The organism is Pseudomonas putida (assembly GCF_028682475.1).
GTDB lineage: Bacteria > Pseudomonadota > Gammaproteobacteria > Pseudomonadales > Pseudomonadaceae > Aquipseudomonas > Aquipseudomonas putida_AG.
Genome location: NZ_JANHLE010000022.1, coordinates 1 through 24386, shown reverse-complemented (window position 1 = coordinate 24386; position 24386 = coordinate 1). Strand labels below are relative to the sequence as shown.

Here is a 24386-nt window from a genome sequence, read left to right as displayed (position 1 = left end):
ATTGCATTGTTCACTTCCAATGGCGATCGCTCAAGGTTTGCGCGGCAATCTCAGTAAAAATTAGTGACAATTTCATCTCGAGCACAAAAAAGGCGACCCTGAGGTCGCCTTTTTTTCACTGTGGGAGCGGGCTTGCCCCGCGAGGCGATGTGACTGACAGATCGCTATCGCGGGCAAGCCCGCTCCCACCGAGAACTCATCCAAACTTAGACCGGCGCCCGGCGAATCGTCGCGAGCAAGGTCGCAGCGCCGAGGAACAATCCGGCAAAGGTACGGTTCATCCGCCGCTGCTGCTTGGGTGTGCGCAGCAAACGCAGCACCCGCGCCGCCAGACCGGTGTATCCGGCCATGACCAGCAGGTCCACGGTCACCATGGTCGCCGTAATGATCAGGTACTGAGGCAACAGCGGTGCTTGCGGGTTGATGAACTGCGGCAGCACCGCCAGCATGAAGATCAGCGCTTTAGGGTTGCTGACGTTGACCAGAAAGCCGCGGAACACCAGACTCAGCGGCTTGCCGATGGGCCGCACGGCAGACTCGTCGCTGATGTCGGCCGGCAAGGCGCGCCACTGTTTGACTGCCAGGTAGACCAGGTAGGCAACGCCGAACCATTTGATCACCTGGAACGCGGTAGCGGACGCTGCGAGGATGGCGCCAACGCCGGCAGCAATGATCGCAATCTGCAGCACCAGGCCCAGCTGCAGGCCCAGGGCGTTCCAGTAGCCGCGCCAGAAGCCGTACTGCAGGCCACAGGACATCGAGGCAATCGCCCCGGCGCCCGGTGAGAGACTGATCACCCAGCAAGCGGCAAAAAATGCCAACCACGTTTCCAACGACATCGCACACCTCGGCCATAGCTTGTTACAAAGCTCTAAGCTAGTGCGCTGGCGAAAAAATAACCACGGTTTTTTTCAGCGGCCGATCATTTCCCGACGATTTTGTCTTCACCCACCAGCGGCACGATCTCGGCCCCACGCCAGCGCCTGACCGACTTCTGGAAAAACTGGCTGTTGGGCACCTGGACAGTCGCGCCACCGGCTTCGGGCATTTCGATCAGGGTCGTGAACAGCAGGTTGATGGCCACCACCCGCCCTTTCACCCCGGGCTTGTCGATGGTCTCGACCAGTTCCACCACGTCGCCGATGCGAAACGGCCCGACGGTGAAGATCAGCACTGCACACAGCAGGTTCGACAGCACACTCCACATGGCGAAGAACGCCACCGCTGCAACAGCAACGAAGCCGGACAACGCCGTCCACAGCACCGTGGCGGACACGCCCAGACGCTCGAGCACGAACACCAGCGCACTGCCCATGATCAGCCAGCGCAGACCACCGCGCACCGGCATCATCAGCTCCGGCGGCAAGGGATAACGCTCGCCCAGGCGCTTCAGGCAGCGCCCGACCAGGCGCTGCAGGACAAATGCAGCGCAGAGGATCAGCAGGATCTGCAAACCCAGCCAGAACGGTGCAATCCACTCCGGCGGCACCGGCAACTGCAACGACGCCATCAAGACAGCGCCTCCAGCTCCGCCTGCATGGTCTCCAGCTGCTCAAGGGCGGCCATCCAGGCTTCTTCCAGTTCTGCTTCGCGGACCTTGAGCTTGGCCTGTTGGGCCAGCAAGTCGCGCAGCTCATCCTTGCGTGCAGCTTCGTAGAGAGCACTGTCACCGAGGCTGGCATCGATCTTGGCCAGTTGCTCATGCAGGGTACCCAGCTCGCGCTCCAGCTTGTCGGCTTCACGCTTGTGCGGGGCCAACTGCTGACGCAGCGCTGCCGCTGCCTGACGCTGGGCTTTTTTGTCGGTCTTGTCGGCGTTGACCGGCGCCGTACTGACCGGCGCATTGCGCTGGCGATACTCGACCAGCCAACGGGTGTAGTCGTCGAGGTCACCGTCGAACGTTTCAACCTTGCCGTCAGCCACCAGCAGGAAGTCATCGGTGGTGCTCTTGAGCAGGTGACGGTCGTGGGACACCACCAGCACCGCACCGCTGAACTCCTGCAGCGCCATGGTCAGCGCCAGGCGCATTTCCAGATCCAGGTGGTTGGTCGGTTCGTCGAGCAGCAGCAGGTTCGGACGCTCCCAGGCGATCAACGCCAGGGCCAGGCGGGCCTTCTCACCACCGGAGAAATTCAGCACCGGCTCGTCGATACGCCCGCCACGGAAGTCGAAGCCGCCAAGGAAGTCGCGCAGGGTCTGCTCGCGCTCGGTCGGGGCCAGGCGCTGCAGGTGCAGCAACGGGCTGGCCTTGTTGTCCAGCGAGTCGAGCTGGTGCTGGGCGAAGTAGCCCACCGAAAGGTTTTCACCGCGCACCAGGCGTCCGCTCAAGGGCTCCAGCTCACCGGCCAGGTTCTTGATCAGGGTCGACTTGCCCGCGCCGTTGGGGCCCAGCAAGCCGATACGTGCACCCGGGGTGAGCTGCAGCTTGACCTTCTCGAGGATGGTCTTGTCGCCATAGCCCAGGCGACCTTCGGACAGGTCGAGCAAGGGGCTGGAGATTTTCTCCGACTCGCGGAAGGTGAAGTCGAACGGCGAATCGACATGCGCCGCCGACAGTTCTTCCATGCGCTCCAGGGCCTTGATCCGGCTCTGCGCCTGACGGGCCTTGGTGGCCTGGGCCTTGAACCGGGCGATGTATTTTTCCATGTGCGCGCGCTGGGCCTGCTGCTTCTCGTAGGCCTGTTGCTGCTGCGCCAGACGTTCAGCGCGGGTGCGCTCGAACGCCGTGTAACCACCACGGTAAAGGGTCAGCTTGCACTGCTCGACATGGGCGACATGATCGACCACCGCATCGAGGAAATCGCGGTCGTGGGAAATCAGCAACAGCGTGCCCGGATAACCCTTGAGCCAGTCTTCCAGCCAGAGGATCGCATCGAGATCGAGGTGGTTGGTCGGTTCATCGAGCAACAGCAGGTCGGAGGGGCACATCAGCGCCTGGGCCAGGTTCAGGCGCATCCGCCAGCCACCGGAGAAGTCGCCGACGCGGCGGTCCATCTGCTCGTTGGTGAAACCCAGACCGGCCAGCAGTTTGCGAGCACGGGCATCGGCGGTGTAGCCGTCGGCGCTGTCCAGTTCGATGTGCAGACGCGCCAGCGCCGTACCGTCATGGGCGGCTTCGGCGGCAGCGAGATCGGCCTGCACCTTGCGCAGGCGGATGTCGCCATCGAGTACATAGTCGACTGCCAGGCGGTCGAGGGTATCGACCTCCTGACGCATGTGCGCGATACGCCAGTCGGCCGGCAGCTGACAGTCGCCGGAGTCGGGCGTCAGCTCACCGCGCAGCAAGGCGAACAGGCTGGATTTACCGGCGCCATTGGCGCCGATCAGGCCGGCCTTGTGACCGGCGTGCAGGGTCAACTCAGCGCCTTCTAGCAGGCGCTGGGGACCACGCTGTAAAGTGAGGTTCGATAGTCTGATCATAATGGCCGCGGAGTCTACCAGCTTCGTCGGCAACTGGCGCGAGTGGGACCATGCACACCGACCTGTGGAATTTTGCCCTGAATCTTTACGCCCGCCCAGGCATCGAGGCAGCCTGCCTGCAATGGCAGGATCACGGCGGCGATGTCTGTCTGCTGCTGTGCGCAGCCTGGCTTGATACGCGGGGGGTGATGCCGAGCGAGCAACGCCTGCAAGCATTACGGGAAGTGGCCGAGACCTGGCAGAGCAACGTAGTCAAACCGCTACGCAGTTTGCGTCAGCAATGGCGCAATGCGGCCATGCAGGATCCGCAGTTGGCGAGTTTGCGTGAGCAAGTGAAGGGACTGGAACTGAACGCAGAGCGCATTGTGCTGGAGCGCTTGCAGGAGGCTTGTGAAGGCTGGGCAGCAACACCCGAAGCTGACGTCGACTGGCTGCAATGCCTGGCGTCAATGGACGGTGGTTTGCATCACGACGCGCTGCACATGCTGCGCGCCGTGATGCAGTCGGCTCAGGATGCCGAAGACGGCGTCTGAGGCGGCGTTACCGAGGTTGCAGATGCAGTCGGCGCGCTGCTCGCCGGTGCGCTGACTGCAGGCGTTGGCGCGGTAGCTGCTGGCGCCGGTGCGCTGGCAGGCTTGGCGGCAACAGGCTGTGCGGCCGGCTTGGCAGGTGCTTTGGCAGCAGGCTTGGGCGCAGGTTTTGCAGGTGCTTTCGCGGCAACAGGTTTGGCCGCTGCTGGCTTGGCGGGTGCTTTCGCCGCTGCGGGTTTGGCCGCAGGCCTGGCTGGCGCTTTTGCCGCAACAGGCTTGGCTGCTGCTGGTTTGGCTGCAGGTTTGGCCGCTGCTTTCGCTGCCACTGGCTTGGCTGCAGGTTTGGCTGCTGCAGGTTTAGCCGCAGGCTTGGCTGCGGGCTTTGCAGCAGCGGTTCGGGCCGCTGGTTTAGCCGCGGCTTTGGTTGCAGGCTTGGCTGCCGGTTTTGCCGCTGCAGGTTTAGCAGGCGCTTTCGCCGCAGCAGGTTTAGCGGCGGCAGTTTTGGCCGCAGGTTTGGCGGGCGCTTTTGCTGCAGCAGGCTTGGCAGCGGCGGTGCGCGCAGGCGCTTTTGCTGCCGGTTTGGCGGCGGCTTTGACCGCAGGTTTGGCGGTAGGTTTGCTCGCGGCCCGGGCGGCGGGTTTGGCTGCTGCAGGCGCAGGTTTTGCCTCACGCTGAGTCAGCGCCTTGGCAGCCGCTTCCTTGACCTTGCCGACACCCTGGGCCAGTTTCAGGCTTTCCTGGGCATCGCGCTTGAGCTGCAGAATGTAGGTGCGGGTCTGCGACTGGCGCTCTTTCAGCGAGTCGAGCAGCTCTTCCAGTTCAGCCGCTGCCGACTTGGCCTTGGCTTGTGCCTTGGCTTTTCCGGACTTGGCCGCGTCTTGCAATTTGAGACGTGACTTGTGCAGTTTTTCTTGTGCCTTGCCGCGTTGTTTTTCCAACTTGGCGAGCAATTTTTCAGCATCAGCCAGCGCTTGCGAGCAGGCATTTTCCAAATGATCGAGCAGGCTGCCCGAGAGTTGCTGGAGCAGGTGCAACGGCGTACTTACTGGCTTCTTATTGGCCGACATGGTTTACCTCCTGGCTGACGAGAGTGCGGCTCATACTATGCTTCTGCTGCTACCGCCGCTAGGGCATGTTGACAGTATCGAAGGCGCCGCGTTGCATGCCTGGGCAAAGTTGTTATCGCTGCAGCTGGAATCAAGTGTAGATGCTTCACAAAGTGTTGCTGATATTTGCACGAAGTCGCAGAGCAAGGCTGGCATACTTTACTTCCGCTGAAGCAGGAGTACGCCAGTGTCGCGCTATCTAGTGTTAGCTGTTTTTCTATTGCCGGCAGCGCTCATGGCAGCGCCCGCCGAAACCACGACAAATGATCACGACCTGGCCTACAGCCTGGGCGCCAGCCTTGGCGAACGTCTGCGTACAGAAGTTCCTGACCTGCAACTGGAAGCCTTGCTTGAGGGGTTACGCCAGGCCTATCAGAACAAGCCGCTGGCCCTGAGCAAAGAACGCATGGCGGTCATACTCAGCGAACATGAAAGCCGCGCCAATGAAGCGGCGCTGCACGCGCAAAGTGAACAGTTACTGACTGCGGAAAAACGCTTCATGGCTGCTGAGCGAACCCACGCTGGAGTGCGCGAATTAGCCGCAGGCATTCTGGTAACAGAATTGGTCAAAGGCAGCGGCGCCAAACCCGGCGCAAAAGGCAAAGTCCAGGTTCGCTATGTCGGCAAGTTGCCAGACGGCACTGTCTTCGATCAGAACCAGCAAGCGCAATGGTTCAATCTGGACAGTGTGATCGAGGGGTGGCAAGTAGCATTGCCAGAGATGGCGACAGGGTCCAAGTGGCGTCTGGTGATTCCATCAGCCCAGGCATATGGTGCTGAAGGCGCGGGCGACGTGATAGCGCCCTACACGCCACTGGTGTTCGAGATCGAGTTGCTGGGGGTCGCCGACTGAAGCGTCGGCACACCCATCAGGCCTGTACCGCGCCCTCTTCGCTGTGCGCGTTGTGCAGTACTTCGATCAGGCAGTCTTCGAGTTCGAAGCGCTCATGCAACAAGCTGCCGAGTTCGGTCAACTTCTTCGCAAAGCGCTCAGGGTCGTTGCAGTCGCCCTTATCGCAATGATCGTTGAAAGCCGAGGCAATTTCGGTGGTCGCATCGATTCGCGGGCTGATCTGCTTCGCCAGCTCCAGCCCTCGCGTATCGCCAAAGGCCTTGGCTTCGCTGACCAGTTGCTCGCTCACTTCAAAATGCCACGCCGAAACATAATCGATCAGCACCGCACAGAAGTCCCGGCTCTTGTCCTTGTCGGCGAATGCCGGCTTGGCATCGCGCAACTCGCGAAAAGCCGTTACCAGCTCTGCACGCTCATCCAACCAGCGGTCAATGAGCTTGTGAACCCCACCCCAGCGTTCCTGAGCATTCTGACAACTATCTAGCATGGCGATCTCTTCCCTTCTGGGTAATGCGCCTGCCCCCGCTCGCAAGTGTGCGCAGCAATGGTGAAATCAGCAGACGGCATCGAGCAGCTGTGTTTTCGGTATGCGTGCAGGGAGATTATTCCCGTGCGCCCTTGGCTTCAAGGTACGCAGACGACAAAGTTCATACAAGTGTTTAATACCTTATGAAGGTGCCGCCGGTCGTTTGCACGTGCAATCGATTGCTTCAGTTTTTTGCCGGCTGGCTGATGAGCGAACGCTTGTGCGCACACAGGCGCAAAAGTAGCAGTGCCACCAACAGCACAAATGACAGCAAGCTCCACTCGGGGACCGTCAGGTCGAGAAAACTCCAGTTGATGGTGATGCATTCAGGGCTGCCGAGCAGCATGATTTTCAGCGATTGGCTCAGTGGCAGGCTTTCGAAGAAATAGCTCATCGATGGCTGGCAACCCATGTTCGCCAGCGGCGTACCTTGCAACCACACATGCCTGGCCGCAAGCAGCGCTCCACCCGCCGCAAAGAACAGCGCCAGCGCCGCATAAATGCGCGTCCCCAGACGTCCGGGAGCCTGTACCACCGCGCACAGGCAGACCAGTGCAAAGCTCCCCAGAAACAGCCGCTGGCTGTAGCACAGTGGACACGGCTCCAGCGCCATGCCCCATTCAAGATAGAACGCAGCAGCCAGCATCAGTACCGAGGCCAGCAAGGCCGGAAGGAACATTGAACGCAAGCGAGCCAACGGCATGGTAGTTCCGCAATCGAGATAGACAGATCTCAACGGTAGAGGATTGCCGCATCTTGTTTCAAGGCACGACAAATAGGATAAGTCATTGACTATAAAGGGAATGGTCGCGAAAAAAGCCGGAAATATATTCAGCTATTGTCGGACGAGGGAGTAGGAGTTTGTAGGCGTTTTCGCCGAGGCCTTGGGCTTGCGGATTAGCGCAAGCCCAAGGGTAGCTCAAGCGCGAACCGCTTCTGGCAAGGGTAGCGCCAGCAGGCGTTCGTCCAGCAGGCCCAGCCCCTCCTGGAACAGCTGGTTGCTGCGCTCGGTGTCACCCAGTCCGGCCAGCAGGCGTGCCAGTTCGGCGCAGGCTTCGGGATTGCGCTGCAGGCGCAAGCTGCTTTCCAGGTAGTCACGCGCCTTGCCCCACAGGCGATTCTGCAGGCTCAGCCGACCGAGGGTGAGCAACAGGCCAGGGTCATCGCCGTGCTGCTTCAACCAGCCTTCGGCGGTCTGCAGCTGGCGCGCCAGATCGGTGCCGCGCACCAGGCCATAAAGCCGCGCCAGGTGGCTTTCGTACTGGCGCTTGAGCGCGGTACGCAGGACCTCTTCGGCCTCGCTCTCGGCGCCCAGCTGACGCAGTTGTTCGGCATAGGCCAGCACCAGTTGCGGCTCCTGGCGCTGAGCGGCAGTCAACTGTTGCCAGGCCCGCTCCAGGGACTGACGGGCACTCTGTTCTTCACCTTCACGACTGGCGGCCAGGCTGAGGTTCTCGCCCCAGGCGCGCCGCTCCAGCTCCGCCAGTTCAGCAGCGGGCAGGACCTTGTCCTTGCGCAGCTCGGGCATCAGCCGGATCAGTGCCGACCAGTCACCACGCTCACGGTACAACCGCTGCAGCAAGCGCAGCACCTGGGCGTTATGTGGATGACGCTCCTGCATGGCTTGCAGGGTAACCAGCGCCGCATCGCTCTCACCGTGATCCATCTGCAACTGGGCATGACTCAAGGCAATCGCCAGCTCCGCTTGCGGCTGGCGCTCCAGGGCGCGTTCGAGCAGGTTGTCACGGTCTTCGGTGCGCCCCAGTTCGTTCGCAGCGCGCGCAGCGCCAAGGTAGTACAACAGTGGCTGACGCTCCGCCTCAGCGGCGCGTTGCAGGTGGCGCTGGGCGCTGGCCCAGCGACCCTCGGCAAGGTCCAGTTGGCCCTGTTCGATGGCCAGACGGGTACGACGACTGCGGTTGCGCCGCGACCAGGGATTGACCACGCCACTGGAGGTCAGCACCAGACCGACCAGATAGCGCACCAGCAGCACGGCGAGAATGAGGCTGGCCAGCACCGCCAGTGCCGCCCAGAGCCCGGATTGATAGCGAAAGCTGCCGTAGGAAATCAGCACATAACCGCTGTGCTTGGCGATCGCGATCCCGAGTGCGGCCGCGGCCGCAATGGCCACCACCGCCAGCAGGTAGACGCGCTTCATGGCTTGGCCTCCTCAACCGGCAAGTGCCGACGCTCAAGGTAGGCTTGAACCGCGCTGAGACTGTCGGCCAGGTCCGGGACCACCACCGATACCGGCTCCTCGGCCAAGGCATTGAGGCTATCGAGCATCGCCTTGCTTTGCGGGTTGTCCGGGTTGAAGTTGGCCAGCAGAACGCTGCGCGCATCATCCAGGGCCTGGGTGTACACCTTCGCTTCACCGTTCAGTGCGGCCCACTGGGCCTGCTCGAGGGTCAGGCTCAGCGCCAGGCGCAATTGATTGAGCGACTGCCCGGCAAGCAATGGACGAACATTTTCGTCAGCGTTGAAATCAATCTGGAAGTACTTGGACAGCTCTGCCCACCACTGCGACCAGCGACTGGCGCCATCGCCATCAGCGGTCAAGGCGCCCAGGGCATCGGCATCGGTGTTGAATTCCGGCGACACCGCACTGAGCTGCTGGACCATTTCACGCTGGGCCGCCAACTTCAGGAACAAACCGGTCCGGTCCGGTTGCTGAACGCTGTTGAGGGTGGCCAGGCTCTTGCTCAGTTGCTCACGTGCGGCAAAGGCACCCGGGTCGCTCTGCTCGCGCAGAATGTCATCGGCACCCTGCACCAGTGCACGAGCACTGACGATATCCTGCAGGGCCGACAAGCGCAGACTGGCCAGGCGCAGCAAGTGCTCGGCTTCGGCCAGGCGCCAGTCCTTGCGGCTGGCACCCAGAATACTTTCCAGGCGCTGGCTCAGGCGCTGCTGATCGCCCTGCAGTTGCGCCACCAGGCGGCGGCGGTCTTCAAGCTCGGTAGCAGCCGGCAAACCCGCCAGCTGCGCCGACATCTGCTGTTCACGCAATTGCAGCGCCTGGGTCTTTTCGCCCAAGGCTTGCAGGTACTGGCCCTGGCCCTGCTCGGCACCCTGGAGCTGGCGCACCTGCCATACCCCCCAACCGCCAACGGCAACGCCCGCAGCACCGAGCAGCAAGGCCAGAATTGCCAGGCCGTTGCCCGCACGTTTGGCCGGCGCAGTGGCGGAGGGTTCAGACGCGTCTGGCGTCGATTGCAAGTCATCGTTGGGCAAGACAGTTTCGCTCACGTATCCATCCTTTGCATTGGGCTCGTCGCCAATCAGCTTAGCGCTTCAGAGGGCAGGTGCAGGCAATTGCTGCAGGGCTGCCAACAACGCCGCGGCACTGGCGCCGCGACAGTCCACTACATTCTGTGCCCCGGCATCCCGGGCTTGCGCGGCAACACGCGGGCTAGGCACGAACAGCGGCAGTTGCGCCAGCTGCGGCCACTTCTCCCCGGCCAGTTGCCGCAAGTGTTCAAAACCCTGTCCACTGCTGACCACCAGGCCGTTCAGGCGTTCCTCGGCAATGCGCGCGGATAAAGCGCCGTGCGGGTAGACCGGCAGGCAGCGGCGGTAGAGTTGCAGATAATCGACACTAGCACCTTGCTCGGTGAGACGCTCGGCGAGCAATTCGCGCCCGCCTTCGCCGCGCATGATCAATACCCGCGGTGCCGGGCCGGCAATCGCCTGGTGCAACGCCGGTAGCTGCAGCAGTGCTTCGCTGTCGTCGCCAGCCGGCGGGAAGCTGACCTGGCAGCCTTGGTCCTGAAGAATCTGCGCAGACGCAGCCCCCACGGTAAACCAGGCTGACTCAGGCAACTGCGGCCAATAGCGGAACAGCTGCGCCAGCCCCAGGCGCGCAGCCGGTTTGCTGACCACGATAATCGCAGCGTAGCGATCAAATGCACGCAACAGGCCGAGCTGGGGCTCATCCAGGCACAGCGCCTCGATTTCCAGCAGCGGCAGGCTGCTGCTGGCAACGCCTTGCTCCGCCAGCACCTGTGCCAGTGCGGCGCATTCCTCTGCCGGCCGGGTCAGAAGCAGGCGCCAGCTGCTCACGGGTGACCGGCCTCGCCATACACGGCTTTGAGGATGTCTTCGGCGCCTTGCTTGAGCAGGTCTTCGGCCACCTGGACGCCCAGCGCCTCAGCATCGCCACGCGGCGCACGGGCCTGGGCGGTCAGCAATTTGCCGCCGCTCGGTTCGCCGACCAGACCGCGCAACCACAGCTGATCGCCCTCCAGCACTGCGTAACAGGCGATCGGCACCTGGCAGCCGCCATTGAGGTGTTTGTTCAGCGCTCGCTCGGCAGTTACACGGTCAGCCGTGTCCTGATGGTGCAATGGCGCCAACAAGGCGTGGATTTCGCGGTCGGCGCTACGGCACTCGATGCCCACCGCGCCCTGGCCACCGGCCGGCAGGCTGTCGTCGACACTGATGCCAGAGGTGATGCGCGCTTCGAAGCCCAGGCGGATCAGGCCGGCAGCGGCGAGGATGATCGCGTCGTACTCGCCGGCGTCGAGCTTGGCCAGGCGAGTGTTGACGTTACCGCGCAGGAAACGGATCTGGAGGTCTGGGCGACGGGTCAGCAGTTGGGCCTGACGACGCAGGCTGGAAGTGCCGACGATACTGCCGGCAGGCAGCTCATCGAGGCTCTTGAAGGTATTGGAAACGAAGGCGTCACGCGGGTCTTCGCGCTCGCAGATGCAGTACAGGCCCAGACCTTCGGGGAAGTCCATCGGCACGTCTTTCATCGAGTGCACGGCGATATCGGCCTGGTTTTCCAGTAATGCGGTTTCCAGTTCCTTGACGAACAGGCCTTTGCCACCGATTTTCGACAACGGCGAGTCGAGCAGCTTGTCGCCGCGACTGACCATAGGCACGAGGGTTACCAGCAGACCAGGGTGAGCCTGCTCCAGACGGGCTTTGACGTATTCGGCCTGCCACAGGGCAAGGGCACTTTTACGCGTGGCAATGCGGATTTCACGAGTGGACATGGATCGATCCGTACAAAGATAGATGTAACGGATGATACCAGTTCATTCCGACCCGCTTGCAGATCTATGTCACAGGAGAAATTAACCATCCCTGGTAGGAATATTCTCCAATCCCGGCCTAGAGGTGCTGCATCATCTTGCGCACACCCGCCACATGCCGCCGACTGACGATCAGGGCATCGCCATTGAGGCCTTTGAGAAACAGCTGAAAATGCCCCAGCGGCGTGCGCTGCAAACGCTCGATGCGATTGCGGGCCACCAGGGCATTGCGGTGAATCCGCACGAAACGATCACCGAACTCGTCCTCCAGTGCCTTGAGCGGCTCATCCAGGAGCACTTCGCCGGCTTCATGGCGCAAGGTCACGTACTTGTGATCGGCGATGAAATAAATCACCTGATCCAGGGGAATCAGTTCGATGCCTTTGCGGGTTCGCGCACTGATGTGGCTGCGCGGGCCACTGCCGCTCTCGGCGGCCGGACGCGTCAGCGCCGCCAGTTGCACCCGGCTGGGTCGCTCGGCCTTGCGCAACGCTTCGCGCAGGGCATCGGCCGTTACCGGTTTGAGCACATAACCCAGGGTGCTTTCCGTAAAGGACTGTACGGTGAATTCATCATCACCGGTACAGAACACCACGGCAGGCGGGGCTTCGCGCTCGCACAGGCGAGCGGCGACCTGGAGACCGTCCAGGCCCGGCATGCGGATGTCGAGCAGGACCACCTCGGGTTTGAGGCTGTCAATCAGGGCCAGAGCCTCTTCGCCATTGGTGGCGCTGGGCTCCAGCACGGTATAGCCCCCCAGTTCGCCAAGCAGTCGGCTCAGGCGTTCCCGGGCTTGGGCTTCGTCATCAACGATCAGGACATTCATATTGCGCTGGATTCCTGCGTGAGTCTCGCACAAGGGTAGCGTAGACAGGTGAGGTGACGACCGTCACGGCAATCCACGCTCAGACTCGCACGATGGCTAAAGATTCACTGGTTCGGCAGGAAACATGCCGAGCCTCTGTCCAACTGTAGACGGTTGCCGGAACACTGCCGTTCATTCGATAAATATCCTGTTAAGAACGTGCTGTCGCCTGCCTGTGCCGCGACATAATCACGCATTTGCCCCGACCGCCGTCCTGCGGCACGCGCCTCAACCCTGCTATCATCGACGCCACTTTTCCGTTCACGCCTCCAACGAGTGAATCCATGAGCACCGACAAGACCAATCAGTCCTGGGGCGGCCGCTTCAGTGAGCCCGTCGACGCCTTCGTCGCCCGTTTCACCGCCTCCGTCAATTTTGACCAGCGCCTGTACCGCCACGACATCATGGGTTCGATCGCCCACGCCACCATGCTGGCGAAGGTCGGCGTGCTCACAGACGCCGAGCGCGACACCATCATCGATGGCCTGAAAACCATCCAGACTGAAATCGAGTCCGGCAACTTCGACTGGCGCGTCGACCTTGAAGACGTGCACATGAACATCGAAGCACGCCTGACCGACCGCATCGGCATCACCGGCAAGAAGCTGCACACCGGGCGCAGCCGCAACGACCAGGTCGCCACCGACATCCGCCTGTGGCTGCGTGACGAAATCGACCTGATCCTGGCCGAGATCACCCGCCTGCAGCAGGGCCTGCTGGAGCAGGCCGAGCGTGAAGCCGAGACCATCATGCCCGGCTTCACCCACCTGCAGACCGCGCAGCCCGTGACCTTCGGCCACCACCTGCTGGCCTGGTTCGAGATGCTCAGCCGTGACTACGAGCGCCTGGTCGACTGCCGCAAGCGCACCAACCGCATGCCCCTGGGCAGCGCCGCACTGGCGGGCACCACCTACCCGATCGATCGCGAACTGACCTGCCAGCTGCTGGGCTTCGAAGCCGTGGGCGGCAACTCGCTGGACGGCGTCTCCGACCGCGACTTCGCCATTGAATTCTGCGCCGCTGCCAGCGTGGCGATGATGCACCTGTCGCGCTTCTCGGAAGAGCTGGTGCTGTGGACCAGCGCCCAGTTCCAGTTCATCGACCTGCCTGACCGCTTCTGCACCGGCAGCTCGATCATGCCGCAGAAGAAGAACCCGGACGTTCCCGAGCTGGTTCGCGGCAAGACCGGCCGTGTGTTCGGCGCCCTCACCGGCCTGCTGACCCTGATGAAAGGCCAGCCGCTGGCCTACAACAAGGACAACCAGGAAGACAAGGAGCCGCTGTTCGACGCCGCCGACACCCTGCGCGATTCGCTGCGCGCCTTTGCCGACATGATCCCGGCGATCAAGCCGCGCCACGCGATCATGCGTGAAGCCGCCCTGCGTGGTTTCTCCACCGCGACCGACCTGGCCGACTACCTGGTACGTCGTGGCCTGCCGTTCCGTGATTGCCACGAAATCGTCGGCCACGCGGTCAAGTACGGTGTCGATAGCGGCAAAGACCTGGCCGAGATGAGCCTGGATGAACTGCGCCAGTTCAGCGACCAGATCGAGCAGGACGTGTTCGCCGTGCTGACTCTGGAAGGCTCGGTCAACGCCCGTGACCACATCGGCGGTACCGCCCCGGCGCAAGTACGCGCCGCCGTAGCCCGCGGCAAGGCGCTGCTGGCCAGCCGCTAAGCCCTGCGCACAGGCTCGCCGGCGTCCTGCCGCGAGCCTGCTGCATCCGCTGTCAGCGCTTGCCGCCGCGCACCATTTCAAGGAACGCCGGCATCTGCGCCTCCTTGTCGGCCGCGATCTTCTGCACATTCGGATTGTTCTTCAGGTGCTCAAGCAGCTCGCGCGCTTGCGGGAAGTCTTCCAGCACATCGATGCCGAATACCTTCTTGCCCACCGCATACGCCAGGTCGACGCTGAAGCAGAACAGCACATCGGCGATGGTCAGGCTGTGGCCGGCTACATAGGGGCTGAACGAGCCGTTGCGCTTGAGGGTGGCAATCCCCAACAGCAGCTCGGCCTTGGCCTTGTCCTTGATGGCCGGGTCGACCTGGGCGCCGAAGAAGGCTTCGGGGTAGCAGGCGCGGGCAGGCAATTCGATGTACAGCTCGATCTCCTTGGCCAGCTCGTGCACCTTGGCCTGGGCGAAAACCCCTTCCGGCAACAGCGCCTTACCTGCCTGGGTCCGCTCGATGTAATCAAGGATCAGGTTGGTTTCACTGAGAAAACCGTGTTCGGTCTCCAGCGTCGGCACCTTGCCGCGCGGGCTCATCTTCAGTGCTTCGGGGCTCTGACCGCCGAAGAACAGTACCTCTTCAAAGGCTACGCCCTTTTCCAGCAGCGCCAGTTTGACCATGTTGTAGTAGTTGCTGACCGCGAATCCATGAAGCTTGAGCATGAAAACAGCCTCCAGGCCGTAAAGGGGTTGGCCGGGTTGTTATAGACCCGTGACCGGGTACTGACCAGCATCATGGAGAGTGTCGATAGCAAGGCATTGGCGCTTTTCTCGTGGCAAACTGGACACCCCTTCAGAGGAGATCGCCCATGAGCGAGCCAACCGATATCGACAACGACGAAGAAGAGTTCGCCGAGTCGACCCTGATCGAAGCGATCGAAAACCAGATTGAAAGCGACAACCCGCCGGCGGCCAAAGCCACGTTCAACAAGCTGACCCTGGTGGGTTACGAGCGCGACGACATCCTCAACCTCATGGCCCATGTGCTGGCCCACGAGATCGACGCGATGCTCGAAGACGACCGCGCCTTCAACACCGAATGGTACGAAACCGCCTTGCGCACCCTGCCCGAGCTTCCGCCGGAAAAGGACTGAAGCAAAGCAGGATTTCCCTGACTACACTGCAAAACCAGGCACCGGCGACGGTGCTGCCCTCCTTGTCTGGAAGTCGGAGTCTCTATGTCGTTTACCCCCGAACTGATTGCCGAGCTGGAAGTCCTTGCCCTGTTCAACCTGGATAGCAGCCAGGAAGGCATCAAGGTCCATAACACTGCCTCCAAAGACCTCATCGCTGCAGCTCAACGCCTGTACGACAAGCAACTGACCGACCAGCCCGATGGCGGTTATCTGACCAGTCTGGGGCATGATGCTGCCGAGCACGCACAGCAGCTGCTGACCATCCTGAACGTCGCCCAGCCGGCCTGAGAACACGGATCATCGCGGGGCAAGCCCGCTCCCACAGGGTTAGTCACCGCCTGTGGGAGCGGGCTTGCCCCGCGATGCATTCACCGCTAATAAAATGGCGTCAAAATTAAATTAACGCTTAAACTCGCCATAGCTTCCCCCAGACGGCCGGCTTGAGCTCGCAATGAACCACCCCCACGAAATTCGCCCCGACCTTGATCAGGGCATTGACCGCAAGGTGCTCAGCCAGCTGCGCCAACGCTTCCTGACGCTCAATCAGGGGCGCCTGGAGCGGGCCATGGAGGGACTGTCGAGCCGTCAACAGCAGGTCATGACCCTGCTGCCGCTGTTCTTCCACGTCAACCATCCGCTGCTGCCCGGTTATGTGTCCGGCACCACGCCGGCGGGTGTCAGCAATTTCGAACCGGACGCCCGACTGCTGGCCGAAGCCCAGCGTCTGACCCGTTCATTCGCCTACAAAACCCGCCGCGGCAACCCGCCCCAGCCGATCCACGGCCTGTTCCTGATGGGCAGCCTGGGCACCCTGGCCCAGGCCGAGCAGAGCGACATGGATGTCTGGGTCTGCCACGCCGCCGACCTCAGCGACAGCGAAATGGCTGAGCTGCGCAAAAAGTGCCAGCTCCTGGAGAGCTGGGCCGCCAGCCAGGGTGCCGAAGCCCACCTGTTCCTGATCGAACCAGAGAACTTCGTCAAAGGTGAACGCGACAGTCAACTCAGCTCCGATGACTGCGGCACCACTCAGCATTACCTGCTGCTCGACGAGTTCTACCGCACCGCCATCTGGCTCGCCGGACGTACACCTTTGTGGTGGCTGGTGCCGGTCTACGAAGAACCGCGCTATCACCACTACATCGAAACCCTGCTGTCCAAACGCTTCGTACGCGCCGAGAACCATCTCGACCTCGGCCACCTGGCGCACATCCCGCCCGGCGAATTCGTCGGCGCCGGGCTCTGGCAGTTGTTCAAGGGCATCGAGTCGCCTTACAAATCCGTACTCAAGCTGCTGCTGACCGAGGTCTATGCCAGCGAACACCCGCAGGTGCAGTGCCTGAGCCTGCAGTTCAAACAGGCTGTGTTCGCCAATCGCCTCGACCTCGACGAGCTCGACCCGTACATGATGATTTACCGGCGCATCGAGCAGTACTTGCAGGGGCGCGGCGAACAGCAACGCCTGGAACTGGTGCGCCGCAGCCTGTACCTGAAGGTGAACAAGAAGCTCAGTGGTCTGCCCCGTCAGCGCAGCGCCAGCTGGCAGCGTGAACTGCTGCAGCGGTTGAGCCGGGAGTGGGGCTGGGACGAGCGCCAACTGACGCTGCTCGACAGCCGCAGCCAGTGGAAAGTGCGCCAGGTCGAGGCCGAGCGCCGCGAACTGGTGGCCGAGCTCAATTACAGCTACCGCTTCCTGTGCCAGTTTGCCCGTGGCCAGAACGCCACCTGCCGCATCGACCAGCGTGACCTCAGCGTCCTCGGCCGACGCCTGTACGCAGCCTTCGAACGCCGCGCCGGCAAAGTCGAATTCATCAACCCGGGGATCGCCCCGGATCTGGCCGAAGACACCCTGACCCTGGTCCAGTCGCCCAACCGCAAAGAACCCGGGCAACTCCACTGGGGCCTGTACAACGGCAACCTGGGCGTACACGAATGGGAGCATTTCGCCCCGATCAAGCGCTGTCGCGAGCTGCTCGAACTGCTGACCTGGGCCCACCGCAACGGCGTGATCGACAGCAGCACGCGCCTGGCCTTGCACCCGGGCAGTAGCGACCTCAGCGAGTACGAGCTGTTCAACCTGCTCGGCAGCTTGCAACAGAGCGTCGCCCTGCCCTTGCCGGTAGTCAGTGAACAGCGCCTGCTTCAGCCCAGCGTGGCAGACGAAATCCTCCTGCTGGTCAACGTCGGCATCGACCCGCTGCGCCACCATCGCGACCTGAACATCCTGATGACCACCGAGCGCACCGACTCGCTGAGCTATGCCGGGGTGCGCGAGAACCTGGTGCTGACCCTGGACCAGGTCACCCTCAACAGCTGGAACGAGGTCCAGGTGCACCGCTACGACGGCGAGCATGCCTTGCTACGCTGCCTGCGTGATTACCTCGGCAACCTCGGCGCCAACCCGCCACCCAGATTACGGGTGCGCTGCTTCTGCCATAACCGTGCCCAGGCCATCGCCCAGCGCGTAGAGGAAGTCTTCACCACTGCCCAGGCGCTGCTGGCACAGAACCTCAACTACCGCTACCTGCTGCAGGTCCAGCAGCACACGCATGTACTGGAGCTGCAGGCCGGCGCGGTGAACCTGGTCACGCTTGATGGCCAGGATGCCGTGCTGCGTTACCTCAGCGAAGAACGCAGCGACTACAGTCCGCTGCACCTGGACGCCAACGGTCTGCAGGAACTGGACCTGGCCCAGATCCTGCCCTTGGGCCAGCCGCAGTGCATTCAGCTGTTCTATCGGGTGCAGGAGGCCTGGGCGGACGTCTACGTGCTGGATGAACACAACGCGCTGTGGCAACAACGCCTGCCGTTTCATGATGAAAACAGCCTGTTGCTACCGCTGCAGCGGTTTGTGCAAGCGATCGTGTTTCGCCGTGAAGCCCGCCTGCCGCTGGACAGCCTGCAAGCCCAGGGCTCGCTGGATATTCTTTATTACCAGTTGTTGCCATCAGGCACCGGAAAGGTCCGCCAGGTGGAAGCCAGGCAGGTCGCGATCACCGCCATCGACACGCCCTACTACGAAGTGCAGGCGATTCTGCAGGCAGGCGCCAGCGATGACGTGCAGGTAACGCTGTACTGCAATCAGCGGGAGTTTTCCGAGCTTGAGCACGGCGACCAGCTGTATGCCGTGGTCGCCGGCGAAATCATCGGGCAGCGCCGCGAGGCCGAGCGCTACCGTTGCTACATCACCGACCTGGATCTGTCTGGCCTACTGGCCGACGGTCTGGGGTCGAGCATTCTTTACCTGCGCTACAAGGGCGAGCTGGAGCGGGCGCTCAACGAGGCCCTGGCGCAGGCATAAGGCTCAGAGGTCGAAGTCGCCCGCGGCTTCTGGCTGATACTCGACCGCCAGCAGCTCAAGCTTCAGGGTCTTGCCGCCCGGGAGTGACCAATCAATTTTGGCGCCCACCGACAGGCCCAGCAGCGCGCTGCCAACCGGCGCGAGGATCGAGATCTTGCCCTCGTCGGCGTTGGCATCCTTCGGGTAGACCAGGGTCAGGTGGTAGTCCTTGCCGCTGGCTTCTTCGCGGCAATGAACCCGGGAGTTCATGGTCACGACACCGGCCGGAACTTCCTCGTGACCGACCTGCTCGGCGCGGTCCAGCTCGTCTTGCAAGGCGAGCACACCCGGAGAATCCTGCGTCTTCTCATCGAGGCTGTCGATCAGACGCTCGAGACGCTGAACGTCCAATCGGGTGACGATAATGGAAGGCTTGGTGCTCATGATCCAGTCAGACTCCTTTTTTTGAGCGATATAAAGCAAAACCCCGCCCAAGGGCGGGGTTTGCAGGAATTCGGCACAGCCGAAGCACGTTCGACACTACCACAGCCAAGTAAATACACAATAGCTGAAGGGGTTAGGCCGATCCTGCCTGTTGCCGGCGAACCTGAGCTTGCTGGCAGATCTGCCGCCGCTGCGCGTCGTCGGCCGAGCGCCACTGGCGAATGTCTTCGACATGGCGGAAACAGCCAATGCAGACCTTGTGCTCATCCAGCCGGCAGGTGCTGATGCAGGGCGACGGCACCGCCGGGCTGACATTGCTGTAGAGCGGCTTGGCCGGCTTTGGCGTGTCGCTCATCTCAGATCTCTTCGAAGTCGAGCTTTTCGCCGATGCGATCCCAGACGATGCGTTCAAGCATCTCGCCGAGCAACTCTTCGGTTTTTTCGCAGGTCCACTTGCCGTTCGATTCGTCGTAGTCGAAGTGGAAACCACCGGATTTGTCGGCCAGCCATAGCTGGCGCAACGGCTCCTGACGGCTGAAGATCAGCTGGCTGCCGTTGTCGAACTTGATGGTCAGGACCCCTGCCGAGTTCTCCATGTCCAGATCCAGGTCAGTGTCGTCAAACAGGTCTTCCAGGGCCTGTTGGGTCGCGTCGACCAGGTCGTGAAAACGCGCTTCGGTCAAACTCATTGCAAGAACCTCAAAAATGTCTGCACACACGCAAGCCGGGCAAGATACGAGCGCGGCGCGCCGAATGCAAAGGATAACGCCCGCCGCCTGCCCCCGGCAGCCCCCCGCCCGACGGCGGGCCGCCCGCATAGGCAAGGCGGCAGGTGCTCGGTATACTCGGGCGCAATACTGCTTATTACAAAGGATTACGCCATGAAGCGCCTGATCTCCACCCTCGCGGCGCTCGTCGCGGTTGCCTGCCTTGTTTCCGCCTGCGGCCAGAAGGGCCCGCTGTACCTGCCAGACGACAGCAAAGACGGTCAAAAGTCGCAATCGCACAAGCACCAGTAAGGGTAACCCATGGACGCTTTCAACTACCGCGACGGTCAACTGTTCGCGGAAGGCGTGGCCCTGTCGGCCATCGCCGAACGTTTCGGTACACCAACCTACGTCTACTCGCGCGCCCACATCGAGGCCCAGTACCGTAGCTATACCGACGCTTTGCAGGGTGTTTCGCACCTGGTGTGCTTTGCCGTCAAAGCCAACTCCAACCTCGGCGTGCTGAACCTGCTGGCCCGCCTGGGCGCAGGTTTCGACATCGTTTCCGGCGGTGAGCTGGAGCGAGTTCTGGCCGCTGGCGGCCGCGCCGACCGCGTGGTGTTCTCCGGTGTCGGCAAGACCCGCGAAGACATGCGTCGTGCCCTGGAAGTCGGCGTGCACTGCTTCAACGTCGAGTCCACTGACGAGCTCGAGCGCCTGCAAGTGGTGGCCGCCGAAATGGGCCTGCGCGCGCCGATTTCGCTGCGGGTCAACCCGGACGTCGATGCCGGCACCCACCCGTACATCTCCACGGGTCTGAAAGAAAACAAGTTCGGTATCGCCATCGCCGATGCCGAAGAGGTGTACATCCGCGCCGCCCAGTTGCCCAACCTGGAAGTGGTCGGTGTCGACTGCCACATCGGTTCGCAGCTGACCACCCTGGAACCCTTCATCGACGCCCTCGACCGCCTGCTGGCGCTGATCGACCGCCTCGGCGACTGCGGTATCCACCTGCGTCACCTGGATCTGGGTGGCGGCGTTGGCGTGCGCTACCGTGACGAAGAGCCGCCGCTGGCCGGTGACTACATCAAGGCTATCCGCGAACGTCTCGGCGAGCGCGATCTGGCCCTGGTGTTCGAGCCAGGCCGCTACATCGTGGCCAACGCCGGTGTCCTGCTGACCCGCGTCGAATACCTCAAGCACACCGAACACAAAGACTTCGCCATCGTCGATGCGGCCATGAACGATCTGATCCGTCCGGCCCTGTACCAGGCCTGGATGAACGTCACCGCCGTGCAGCCGCGCGCCGGTGAAGGCCGTACCTACGACGTGGTCGGACCGATCTGCGAAACCGGCGATTTCCTCGCCAAGGAGCGCACGCTGAATCTGGCCGAAGGCGATCTGCTGGCGGTGCACTCGGCGGGCGCCTATGGTTTTGTCATGAGCTCGAACTACAACACCCGTGGCCGCTGTGCCGAAGTCCTGGTCGATGGCGACCAGGCGTTCGAAGTGCGCCGCCGGGAAACCGTAGCCGAGTTGTTCGCCGGCGAAAGCCTGCTGCCGGAGTAAACCCATGCTGCTGCGTTTTACCAAGATGCATGGGCTGGGCAACGACTTCATGGTCCTCGACCTGGTCAGCCAGCATGCGCACATCCTGCCCAAGCACGCCAAGCAATGGGGCGATCGTCACACCGGTATCGGCTTCGACCAGTTGCTGATCGTCGAAGCGCCGAGCAATCCGGAGGTGGATTTCCGCTATCGGATCTTCAACTCCGACGGCTCCGAGGTCGAGCAGTGCGGTAACGGTGCGCGCTGCTTCGCGCGCTTCGTGCTGGACAAGCGCCTGACCGCGAAAAAACGCATCCGCGTGGAAACCAAGGGCGGCATCATCGAGCTGGACGTGCGCAACGACGGGCAGATCTGCGTCGACATGGGCCCGCCACGCCTGGTGCCGGCCGAGATTCCGTTCGACGCCCCGGCGCAGGCCCTGAGCTACCCGCTGGAGGTGGCCGGGCAACAGGTCGAACTGGCCGCCGTGTCGATGGGCAACCCGCACGCCGTGCTGCGCGTCAACGACATCAACAGTGCCCCGGTGCATGAACTGGGTCCACAGATCGAGCACCATCCGCGCTTCCCGCAGCGGGTCAATGTCGGTTTCATCCAGGTCATCGACCGCCATCGCGCGCAACTGCGCGTCTGGGAACGTGGCGCCGGGGAAACCCAGGCCTGCGGTACCGGTGCCTGCGCCGCTGCCGTAGCGGCGATCAGCCAGGGCTGGATGGACTCGCCTTTGCTGATCGACCTCCCCGGTGGACGCCTGTCCATCGAGTGGGCCGGCCCCGGCCAGCCGGTGTTGATGACTGGCCCTGCCGTACGCGTCTTTGAAGGACAGGTTCGTCTATGAGTGAGTGCCAACCATGACCGATCAGCCCCAGGCTCCTGCCGAACAGCCCACCGACCTTAGCGCCGAGGGCTCGACGCCCGCCTTCGGGGCTGAGGCCGTGGTTGCCTTTCTACGTGACAACCCGACGTTCTTCGCCGAACACGACGAACTGCTCAGCGAGCTGCACATTCCCCACCAGCGCGGCGACAGCGTTTCGCTGGTGGAGCGTCAGCTCAAGCTGCTGCGCGACCGCAACATCGAGATGCGCCACCGTCTCTCGCAGTTGATGGACGTGGCCCGTGACAACGACCGGCTGTTCGACAAGACCCGCCGGCTGATTCTCGACCTGCTCGATGCCGACAGCCTGGAAGCCGTGGTCATAGCCGTCGAAGACAGCCTGCGCCAGGAATTCAAGGTGCCCTTTGTCAGCCTGATCCTGTTCGGTGAAACCGCCGCACCGGTCGGGCGCTGGGTCAACAGCGCCGACGCCCAGCAAGCCATCGGCGGCCTGTTGTGCAGCGGCAAGACAGTCAGCGGCAATCTGCGCGACCATGAGCTGGACTTCCTGTTCGGTGAAGACCAGCGCAAGGAAGTCGGTTCCACCGCCGTCGCCACCCTGAACCACCAGGGTCTGCATGGCGTGTTGGCCATCGCCAGCCGTGACCCGCAACACTACAAAAGCTCCGTGGGCACCCTGTTCCTCAGCTACATCGCCGAAGTACTTGGCCGCGTGGTGCCACGCTTTACCCAGACCCTGCGCCCGGTGCGCTGATGGAACGCCAGCTGCAGGCCTTTTGCGCGCACCTGCGCAATGAACGCCAGGTGTCCGAGCACACCCAGCTGGCGTACCGCCGCGACCTCGACAGTGTTCTGGCGTTCTGCGCCAAGAGCGGTATCGACAGCTGGAATGCCCTGCAGATCCAGCACCTGCGCCAGTTCATCGCCCGCCAGCATCATCACGGCCAGGCGTCCCGTAGCCTGGCCCGGCTGCTCTCGGCAGTGCGCGGTTTCTATCGATACCTGAACCGCGAAGGCCTGTGCAGCCACGATCCGGCCAATGGCCTGTCGGCGCCCAAGGGTGAGCGGCGCCTGCCGAAAACCCTCGACACCGACCGTGCCTTGCAGTTGCTCGAAGGCGCGGTTGAAGACGACTTTCTCGCCCGCCGCGACCAGGCCATGCTCGAGCTGTTTTATTCCTCCGGCTTGCGCCTGTCGGAGCTGACCAGCCTCGATACCGACCAGCTCGACCTGCCCGCAGGCCTGGTCCAGGTGCACGGCAAGGGCAGCAAGACCCGCGTGCTGCCGGTCGGCCGCAAAGCCCGCGAAGCCCTTGAACAATGGCTCGCGCTGCGCGGCATCAGCGCCCCGCAGGACAAGGCGGTGTTCGTCAGCCGCCAGGGCCGTCGCCTCGGTCCACGGGCCATCCAGCTGCGGGTCCAGGCGGCCGGCGAACGTGAGCTGGGCCAGAACCTGCACCCGCACATGCTGCGGCACTCGTTCGCCAGCCACCTGCTCGAATCATCCCAGGACCTGCGCGCCGTGCAAGAGATGCTCGGGCATGCCGACATCGCCACCACGCAGATCTACACTCACCTTGATTTCCAGCACCTGGCCGCTGTCTATGACAGCGCCCATCCTCGGGCTAAACGCAGTAAGGGCAGCGATTCATGAGTATCAAGCTGATCACCTTTGATCTGGACGACACCCTGTGGGACACCGCCCCGGTGATCGTGAGCGCCGAAGCCATCCTGCGCGACTGGCTGGCCGCCAATGCGCCGGACCTTGGCGCAGTACCGGTGGAGCACCTGTACGCCATCCGTGAGCGCCTGGTGCAGGCCGAGCCCGGACTCCGGCACCGCATCAGCGCCCTGCGCCGCCGTGTGCTGTTTCACGCCCTTGAGGACGTCGGCTACAGCGAGAACAAAGCCCGCGAGCTGGCCAACGAAGGCTTCGAGGTGTTCCTCCACGCTCGCCACCAGATCGATATCTTCCCCGAGGTCCAGCCGGTGCTGGAGATCCTCCGCCACAGCTACACCCTTGGCGTGGTCACCAATGGCAATGCCGATGTACGTCGCCTGGGGCTAGCCGACTACTTCAAGTTTGCCCTGTGTGCCGAAGACCTGGGGATTGGCAAGCCCGATCCACAGCCCTTCCTTGAAGCGCTGCGCCAAGGTGAGGTTGAAGCGCATGCGGCGGTGCATATTGGCGATCATCCCGGCGACGACATTGCCGGCGCCCAGCGTGCAGGCCTGCGGGCGATCTGGTTCAACCCGCAGGGCAAGACCTGGGAGGCCGACAACCGTCCCGATGCCGAAATCCAGCGCCTGTCGCAGCTGCCCGAACTGCTCAACAGCTGGCGCTGATCCCCC

At 62.6% G+C, this 24386-nt stretch carries 27 protein-coding genes and 1 pseudogene; 12 read left to right on the top strand and 16 right to left on the bottom strand.

Annotated features, from left to right (window positions below; genetic code table 11):
* Positions 1–206: 206 nt before the first annotated feature.
* The 3 genes from NPS47_RS18030 to NPS47_RS18020 form a co-directional block, all read right to left on the bottom strand.
* The gene (locus NPS47_RS18030; protein WP_274296171.1) at positions 207–839 is read right to left on the bottom strand and encodes a LysE family transporter; all 633 of its coding nucleotides are present in this window, start codon (positions 837–839) and stop codon (positions 207–209) included.
* Between the two features lie 83 nt (positions 840–922).
* Complete coding sequence (locus NPS47_RS18025; RefSeq protein WP_038617017.1) at positions 923–1510, bottom strand: mechanosensitive ion channel family protein; 588 nt, start codon at positions 1508–1510, stop codon at positions 923–925.
* Positions 1510–3420: an ATP-binding cassette domain-containing protein gene (locus NPS47_RS18020; RefSeq protein WP_274296170.1), complete on the bottom strand. Its 1911-nt coding sequence runs from the start codon at positions 3418–3420 to the stop codon at positions 1510–1512. Before NPS47_RS18020 ends, NPS47_RS18025 begins: the two co-directional genes overlap by 1 nt.
* Positions 3421–3470: 50 nt before the next feature.
* On the opposite strand from NPS47_RS18020, the gene NPS47_RS18015 reads away from it, so the two are divergent.
* Positions 3471–3953 carry a TIGR02444 family protein gene (locus tag NPS47_RS18015; protein WP_274296169.1) on the top strand — a complete coding sequence of 161 codons (483 nt, stop codon included), beginning with the start codon at positions 3471–3473 and terminating at the stop codon, positions 3951–3953.
* Here the strand turns inward: NPS47_RS18015 and NPS47_RS18010 are convergent.
* Positions 3929–5017 carry an AlgP family protein gene (locus NPS47_RS18010; protein ID WP_274296168.1) on the bottom strand — a complete coding sequence of 363 codons (1089 nt, stop codon included), beginning with the start codon at positions 5015–5017 and terminating at the stop codon, positions 3929–3931. The genes NPS47_RS18015 and NPS47_RS18010 overlap by 25 nt on opposite strands.
* Before the next feature lie 226 nt (positions 5018–5243).
* Here NPS47_RS18010 and NPS47_RS18005 point away from each other — a divergent pair, with 226 nt between their 5' ends.
* Positions 5244–5909 carry an FKBP-type peptidyl-prolyl cis-trans isomerase gene (locus NPS47_RS18005; protein WP_274296167.1) on the top strand — a complete coding sequence of 222 codons (666 nt, stop codon included), beginning with the start codon at positions 5244–5246 and terminating at the stop codon, positions 5907–5909.
* A 16-nt stretch (positions 5910–5925) separates the two neighbouring features.
* Here NPS47_RS18005 and NPS47_RS18000 read toward each other — a convergent pair whose 3' ends face one another.
* The 8 genes and pseudogenes from NPS47_RS18000 to NPS47_RS17965 all read right to left on the bottom strand — a co-directional run.
* On the bottom strand, positions 5926–6396 hold the full coding sequence (locus NPS47_RS18000) for an Rsd/AlgQ family anti-sigma factor (protein ID WP_038615765.1): 471 nt from the start codon (positions 6394–6396) through the stop codon (positions 5926–5928).
* Positions 6397–6619: 223 nt separating this feature from the next.
* Positions 6620–7138 carry a disulfide bond formation protein B gene (locus tag NPS47_RS17995; RefSeq protein ID WP_274296166.1) on the bottom strand — a complete coding sequence of 173 codons (519 nt, stop codon included), beginning with the start codon at positions 7136–7138 and terminating at the stop codon, positions 6620–6622.
* A gap of 216 nt (positions 7139–7354) precedes the next feature.
* Positions 7355–8593 (bottom strand): heme biosynthesis protein HemY, encoded by a 1239-nt coding sequence (locus NPS47_RS17990; protein ID WP_274296165.1) that lies wholly within the window; start codon positions 8591–8593, stop codon positions 7355–7357.
* Entirely contained in the window at positions 8590–9684 is a 1095-nt protein-coding gene (locus NPS47_RS17985) for a uroporphyrinogen-III C-methyltransferase (RefSeq protein ID WP_274296164.1), read from the bottom strand. Before NPS47_RS17985 ends, NPS47_RS17990 begins: the two co-directional genes overlap by 4 nt.
* 45 nt (positions 9685–9729) lie before the next feature.
* Positions 9730–10497 carry a uroporphyrinogen-III synthase gene (locus tag NPS47_RS17980; RefSeq protein WP_274296163.1) on the bottom strand — a complete coding sequence of 256 codons (768 nt, stop codon included), beginning with the start codon at positions 10495–10497 and terminating at the stop codon, positions 9730–9732.
* Positions 10494–11435: a hydroxymethylbilane synthase gene (gene hemC / locus NPS47_RS17975; protein ID WP_274296162.1), complete on the bottom strand. Its 942-nt coding sequence runs from the start codon at positions 11433–11435 to the stop codon at positions 10494–10496. Before hemC ends, NPS47_RS17980 begins: the two co-directional genes overlap by 4 nt.
* Positions 11436–11553: 118 nt before the next feature.
* The gene (locus NPS47_RS17970; RefSeq protein WP_274296161.1) at positions 11554–12300 is read right to left on the bottom strand and encodes a LytR/AlgR family response regulator transcription factor; all 747 of its coding nucleotides are present in this window, start codon (positions 12298–12300) and stop codon (positions 11554–11556) included.
* Positions 12297–12404 (bottom strand): annotated as a pseudogene (locus NPS47_RS17965) (sensor histidine kinase); the annotation flags it as partial. The pseudogene NPS47_RS17965 and the gene NPS47_RS17970, both read right to left, overlap by 4 nt.
* Positions 12405–12623: 219 nt before the next feature.
* On the opposite strand from NPS47_RS17965, the gene argH reads away from it, so the two are divergent.
* The gene (argH, locus tag NPS47_RS17960; RefSeq protein ID WP_274296160.1) at positions 12624–14018 is read left to right on the top strand and encodes an argininosuccinate lyase; all 1395 of its coding nucleotides are present in this window, start codon (positions 12624–12626) and stop codon (positions 14016–14018) included.
* A 52-nt stretch (positions 14019–14070) separates the two neighbouring features.
* On the opposite strand, the gene NPS47_RS17955 is transcribed toward argH, so the two are convergent.
* Positions 14071–14733 (bottom strand): glutathione S-transferase, encoded by a 663-nt coding sequence (locus tag NPS47_RS17955; protein WP_274296159.1) that lies wholly within the window; start codon positions 14731–14733, stop codon positions 14071–14073.
* A 146-nt stretch (positions 14734–14879) separates the two neighbouring features.
* Here NPS47_RS17955 and NPS47_RS17950 point away from each other — a divergent pair, with 146 nt between their 5' ends.
* From NPS47_RS17950 to NPS47_RS17940, 3 genes are all read left to right on the top strand, one after another.
* On the top strand, positions 14880–15164 hold the full coding sequence (locus tag NPS47_RS17950; RefSeq protein WP_274296158.1) for a hypothetical protein: 285 nt from the start codon (positions 14880–14882) through the stop codon (positions 15162–15164).
* 84 nt (positions 15165–15248) lie between these two features.
* A complete protein-coding gene (locus NPS47_RS17945; protein ID WP_107026129.1) occupies positions 15249–15494 on the top strand; it encodes a TIGR02647 family protein in 246 nt (81 codons plus the stop codon).
* Between the two features lie 163 nt (positions 15495–15657).
* The gene (locus NPS47_RS17940; RefSeq protein WP_274296157.1) at positions 15658–18504 is read left to right on the top strand and encodes a class I adenylate cyclase; all 2847 of its coding nucleotides are present in this window, start codon (positions 15658–15660) and stop codon (positions 18502–18504) included.
* A 3-nt stretch (positions 18505–18507) separates the two neighbouring features.
* On the opposite strand, the gene rnk is transcribed toward NPS47_RS17940, so the two are convergent.
* From rnk to cyaY, 3 genes are all read right to left on the bottom strand, one after another.
* A complete protein-coding gene (gene rnk, locus NPS47_RS17935) occupies positions 18508–18927 on the bottom strand; it encodes a nucleoside diphosphate kinase regulator (protein WP_157194640.1) in 420 nt (139 codons plus the stop codon).
* A gap of 133 nt (positions 18928–19060) precedes the next feature.
* On the bottom strand, positions 19061–19282 hold the full coding sequence (locus NPS47_RS17930; RefSeq protein WP_274296156.1) for a DUF1289 domain-containing protein: 222 nt from the start codon (positions 19280–19282) through the stop codon (positions 19061–19063).
* Position 19283: 1 nt separating this feature from the next.
* Complete coding sequence (cyaY, locus tag NPS47_RS17925) at positions 19284–19616, bottom strand: iron donor protein CyaY (RefSeq protein WP_274296155.1); 333 nt, start codon at positions 19614–19616, stop codon at positions 19284–19286.
* Positions 19617–19808: 192 nt separating this feature from the next.
* On the opposite strand from cyaY, the gene lptM reads away from it, so the two are divergent.
* From lptM to NPS47_RS17895, 6 genes are read left to right on the top strand one after another with little or no spacing between them, the layout of a single operon-like run.
* On the top strand, positions 19809–19946 hold the full coding sequence (gene lptM, locus NPS47_RS17920) for an LPS translocon maturation chaperone LptM (protein WP_010221125.1): 138 nt from the start codon (positions 19809–19811) through the stop codon (positions 19944–19946).
* Positions 19947–19955: 9 nt separating this feature from the next.
* A complete protein-coding gene (gene lysA / locus NPS47_RS17915) occupies positions 19956–21203 on the top strand; it encodes a diaminopimelate decarboxylase (RefSeq protein WP_274296154.1) in 1248 nt (415 codons plus the stop codon).
* Positions 21204–21207: 4 nt separating this feature from the next.
* Positions 21208–22038 (top strand): diaminopimelate epimerase, encoded by an 831-nt coding sequence (gene dapF / locus NPS47_RS17910; RefSeq protein WP_038615803.1) that lies wholly within the window; start codon positions 21208–21210, stop codon positions 22036–22038.
* 13 nt (positions 22039–22051) lie between these two features.
* Positions 22052–22789 (top strand): DUF484 family protein, encoded by a 738-nt coding sequence (locus NPS47_RS17905; RefSeq protein WP_274296153.1) that lies wholly within the window; start codon positions 22052–22054, stop codon positions 22787–22789.
* Positions 22789–23688, top strand: a complete 900-nt coding sequence (gene xerC / locus NPS47_RS17900) for a tyrosine recombinase XerC (RefSeq protein WP_274296152.1) — start codon at positions 22789–22791, stop codon at positions 23686–23688. The genes NPS47_RS17905 and xerC overlap by 1 nt, the downstream gene beginning before the upstream one ends.
* Complete coding sequence (locus tag NPS47_RS17895) at positions 23685–24380, top strand: HAD family hydrolase (RefSeq protein WP_274296151.1); 696 nt, start codon at positions 23685–23687, stop codon at positions 24378–24380. Before xerC ends, NPS47_RS17895 begins: the two co-directional genes overlap by 4 nt.
* The last annotated feature ends 6 nt before the right edge of the window (positions 24381–24386 follow it).

What these genes read in the sequence shown, in the direction of transcription:
- NPS47_RS18030 (WP_274296171.1), bottom strand. Translation starts at nt 839, where the DNA reads ATGTCGTTGGAAACGTGGTTGGCATTTTTTGCCGCTTGCTGGGTGATC.
- NPS47_RS18025 (WP_038617017.1), bottom strand. Translation starts at nt 1,510, where the DNA reads ATGGCGTCGTTGCAGTTGCCGGTGCCGCCGGAGTGGATTGCACCGTTC.
- NPS47_RS18020 (WP_274296170.1), bottom strand. Translation starts at nt 3,420, where the DNA reads ATGATCAGACTATCGAACCTCACTTTACAGCGTGGTCCCCAGCGCCTG.
- NPS47_RS18015 (WP_274296169.1), top strand. Translation starts at nt 3,471, where the DNA reads ATGCACACCGACCTGTGGAATTTTGCCCTGAATCTTTACGCCCGCCCA.
- NPS47_RS18010 (WP_274296168.1), bottom strand. Translation starts at nt 5,017, where the DNA reads ATGTCGGCCAATAAGAAGCCAGTAAGTACGCCGTTGCACCTGCTCCAG.
- NPS47_RS18000 (WP_038615765.1), bottom strand. Translation starts at nt 6,396, where the DNA reads ATGCTAGATAGTTGTCAGAATGCTCAGGAACGCTGGGGTGGGGTTCAC.
- NPS47_RS17995 (WP_274296166.1), bottom strand. Translation starts at nt 7,138, where the DNA reads ATGCCGTTGGCTCGCTTGCGTTCAATGTTCCTTCCGGCCTTGCTGGCC.
- NPS47_RS17990 (WP_274296165.1), bottom strand. Translation starts at nt 8,593, where the DNA reads ATGAAGCGCGTCTACCTGCTGGCGGTGGTGGCCATTGCGGCCGCGGCC.
- hemC (WP_274296162.1), bottom strand. Translation starts at nt 11,435, where the DNA reads ATGTCCACTCGTGAAATCCGCATTGCCACGCGTAAAAGTGCCCTTGCC.
- NPS47_RS17970 (WP_274296161.1), bottom strand. Translation starts at nt 12,300, where the DNA reads ATGAATGTCCTGATCGTTGATGACGAAGCCCAAGCCCGGGAACGCCTG.
- argH (WP_274296160.1), top strand. Translation starts at nt 12,624, where the DNA reads ATGAGCACCGACAAGACCAATCAGTCCTGGGGCGGCCGCTTCAGTGAG.
- NPS47_RS17955 (WP_274296159.1), bottom strand. Translation starts at nt 14,733, where the DNA reads ATGCTCAAGCTTCATGGATTCGCGGTCAGCAACTACTACAACATGGTC.
- NPS47_RS17950 (WP_274296158.1), top strand. Translation starts at nt 14,880, where the DNA reads ATGAGCGAGCCAACCGATATCGACAACGACGAAGAAGAGTTCGCCGAG.
- NPS47_RS17945 (WP_107026129.1), top strand. Translation starts at nt 15,249, where the DNA reads ATGTCGTTTACCCCCGAACTGATTGCCGAGCTGGAAGTCCTTGCCCTG.
- NPS47_RS17940 (WP_274296157.1), top strand. Translation starts at nt 15,658, where the DNA reads ATGAACCACCCCCACGAAATTCGCCCCGACCTTGATCAGGGCATTGAC.
- rnk (WP_157194640.1), bottom strand. Translation starts at nt 18,927, where the DNA reads ATGAGCACCAAGCCTTCCATTATCGTCACCCGATTGGACGTTCAGCGT.
- NPS47_RS17930 (WP_274296156.1), bottom strand. Translation starts at nt 19,282, where the DNA reads ATGAGCGACACGCCAAAGCCGGCCAAGCCGCTCTACAGCAATGTCAGC.
- cyaY (WP_274296155.1), bottom strand. Translation starts at nt 19,616, where the DNA reads ATGAGTTTGACCGAAGCGCGTTTTCACGACCTGGTCGACGCGACCCAA.
- lptM (WP_010221125.1), top strand. Translation starts at nt 19,809, where the DNA reads ATGAAGCGCCTGATCTCCACCCTCGCGGCGCTCGTCGCGGTTGCCTGC.
- lysA (WP_274296154.1), top strand. Translation starts at nt 19,956, where the DNA reads ATGGACGCTTTCAACTACCGCGACGGTCAACTGTTCGCGGAAGGCGTG.
- dapF (WP_038615803.1), top strand. Translation starts at nt 21,208, where the DNA reads ATGCTGCTGCGTTTTACCAAGATGCATGGGCTGGGCAACGACTTCATG.
- NPS47_RS17905 (WP_274296153.1), top strand. Translation starts at nt 22,052, where the DNA reads ATGACCGATCAGCCCCAGGCTCCTGCCGAACAGCCCACCGACCTTAGC.
- xerC (WP_274296152.1), top strand. Translation starts at nt 22,789, where the DNA reads ATGGAACGCCAGCTGCAGGCCTTTTGCGCGCACCTGCGCAATGAACGC.
- NPS47_RS17895 (WP_274296151.1), top strand. Translation starts at nt 23,685, where the DNA reads ATGAGTATCAAGCTGATCACCTTTGATCTGGACGACACCCTGTGGGAC.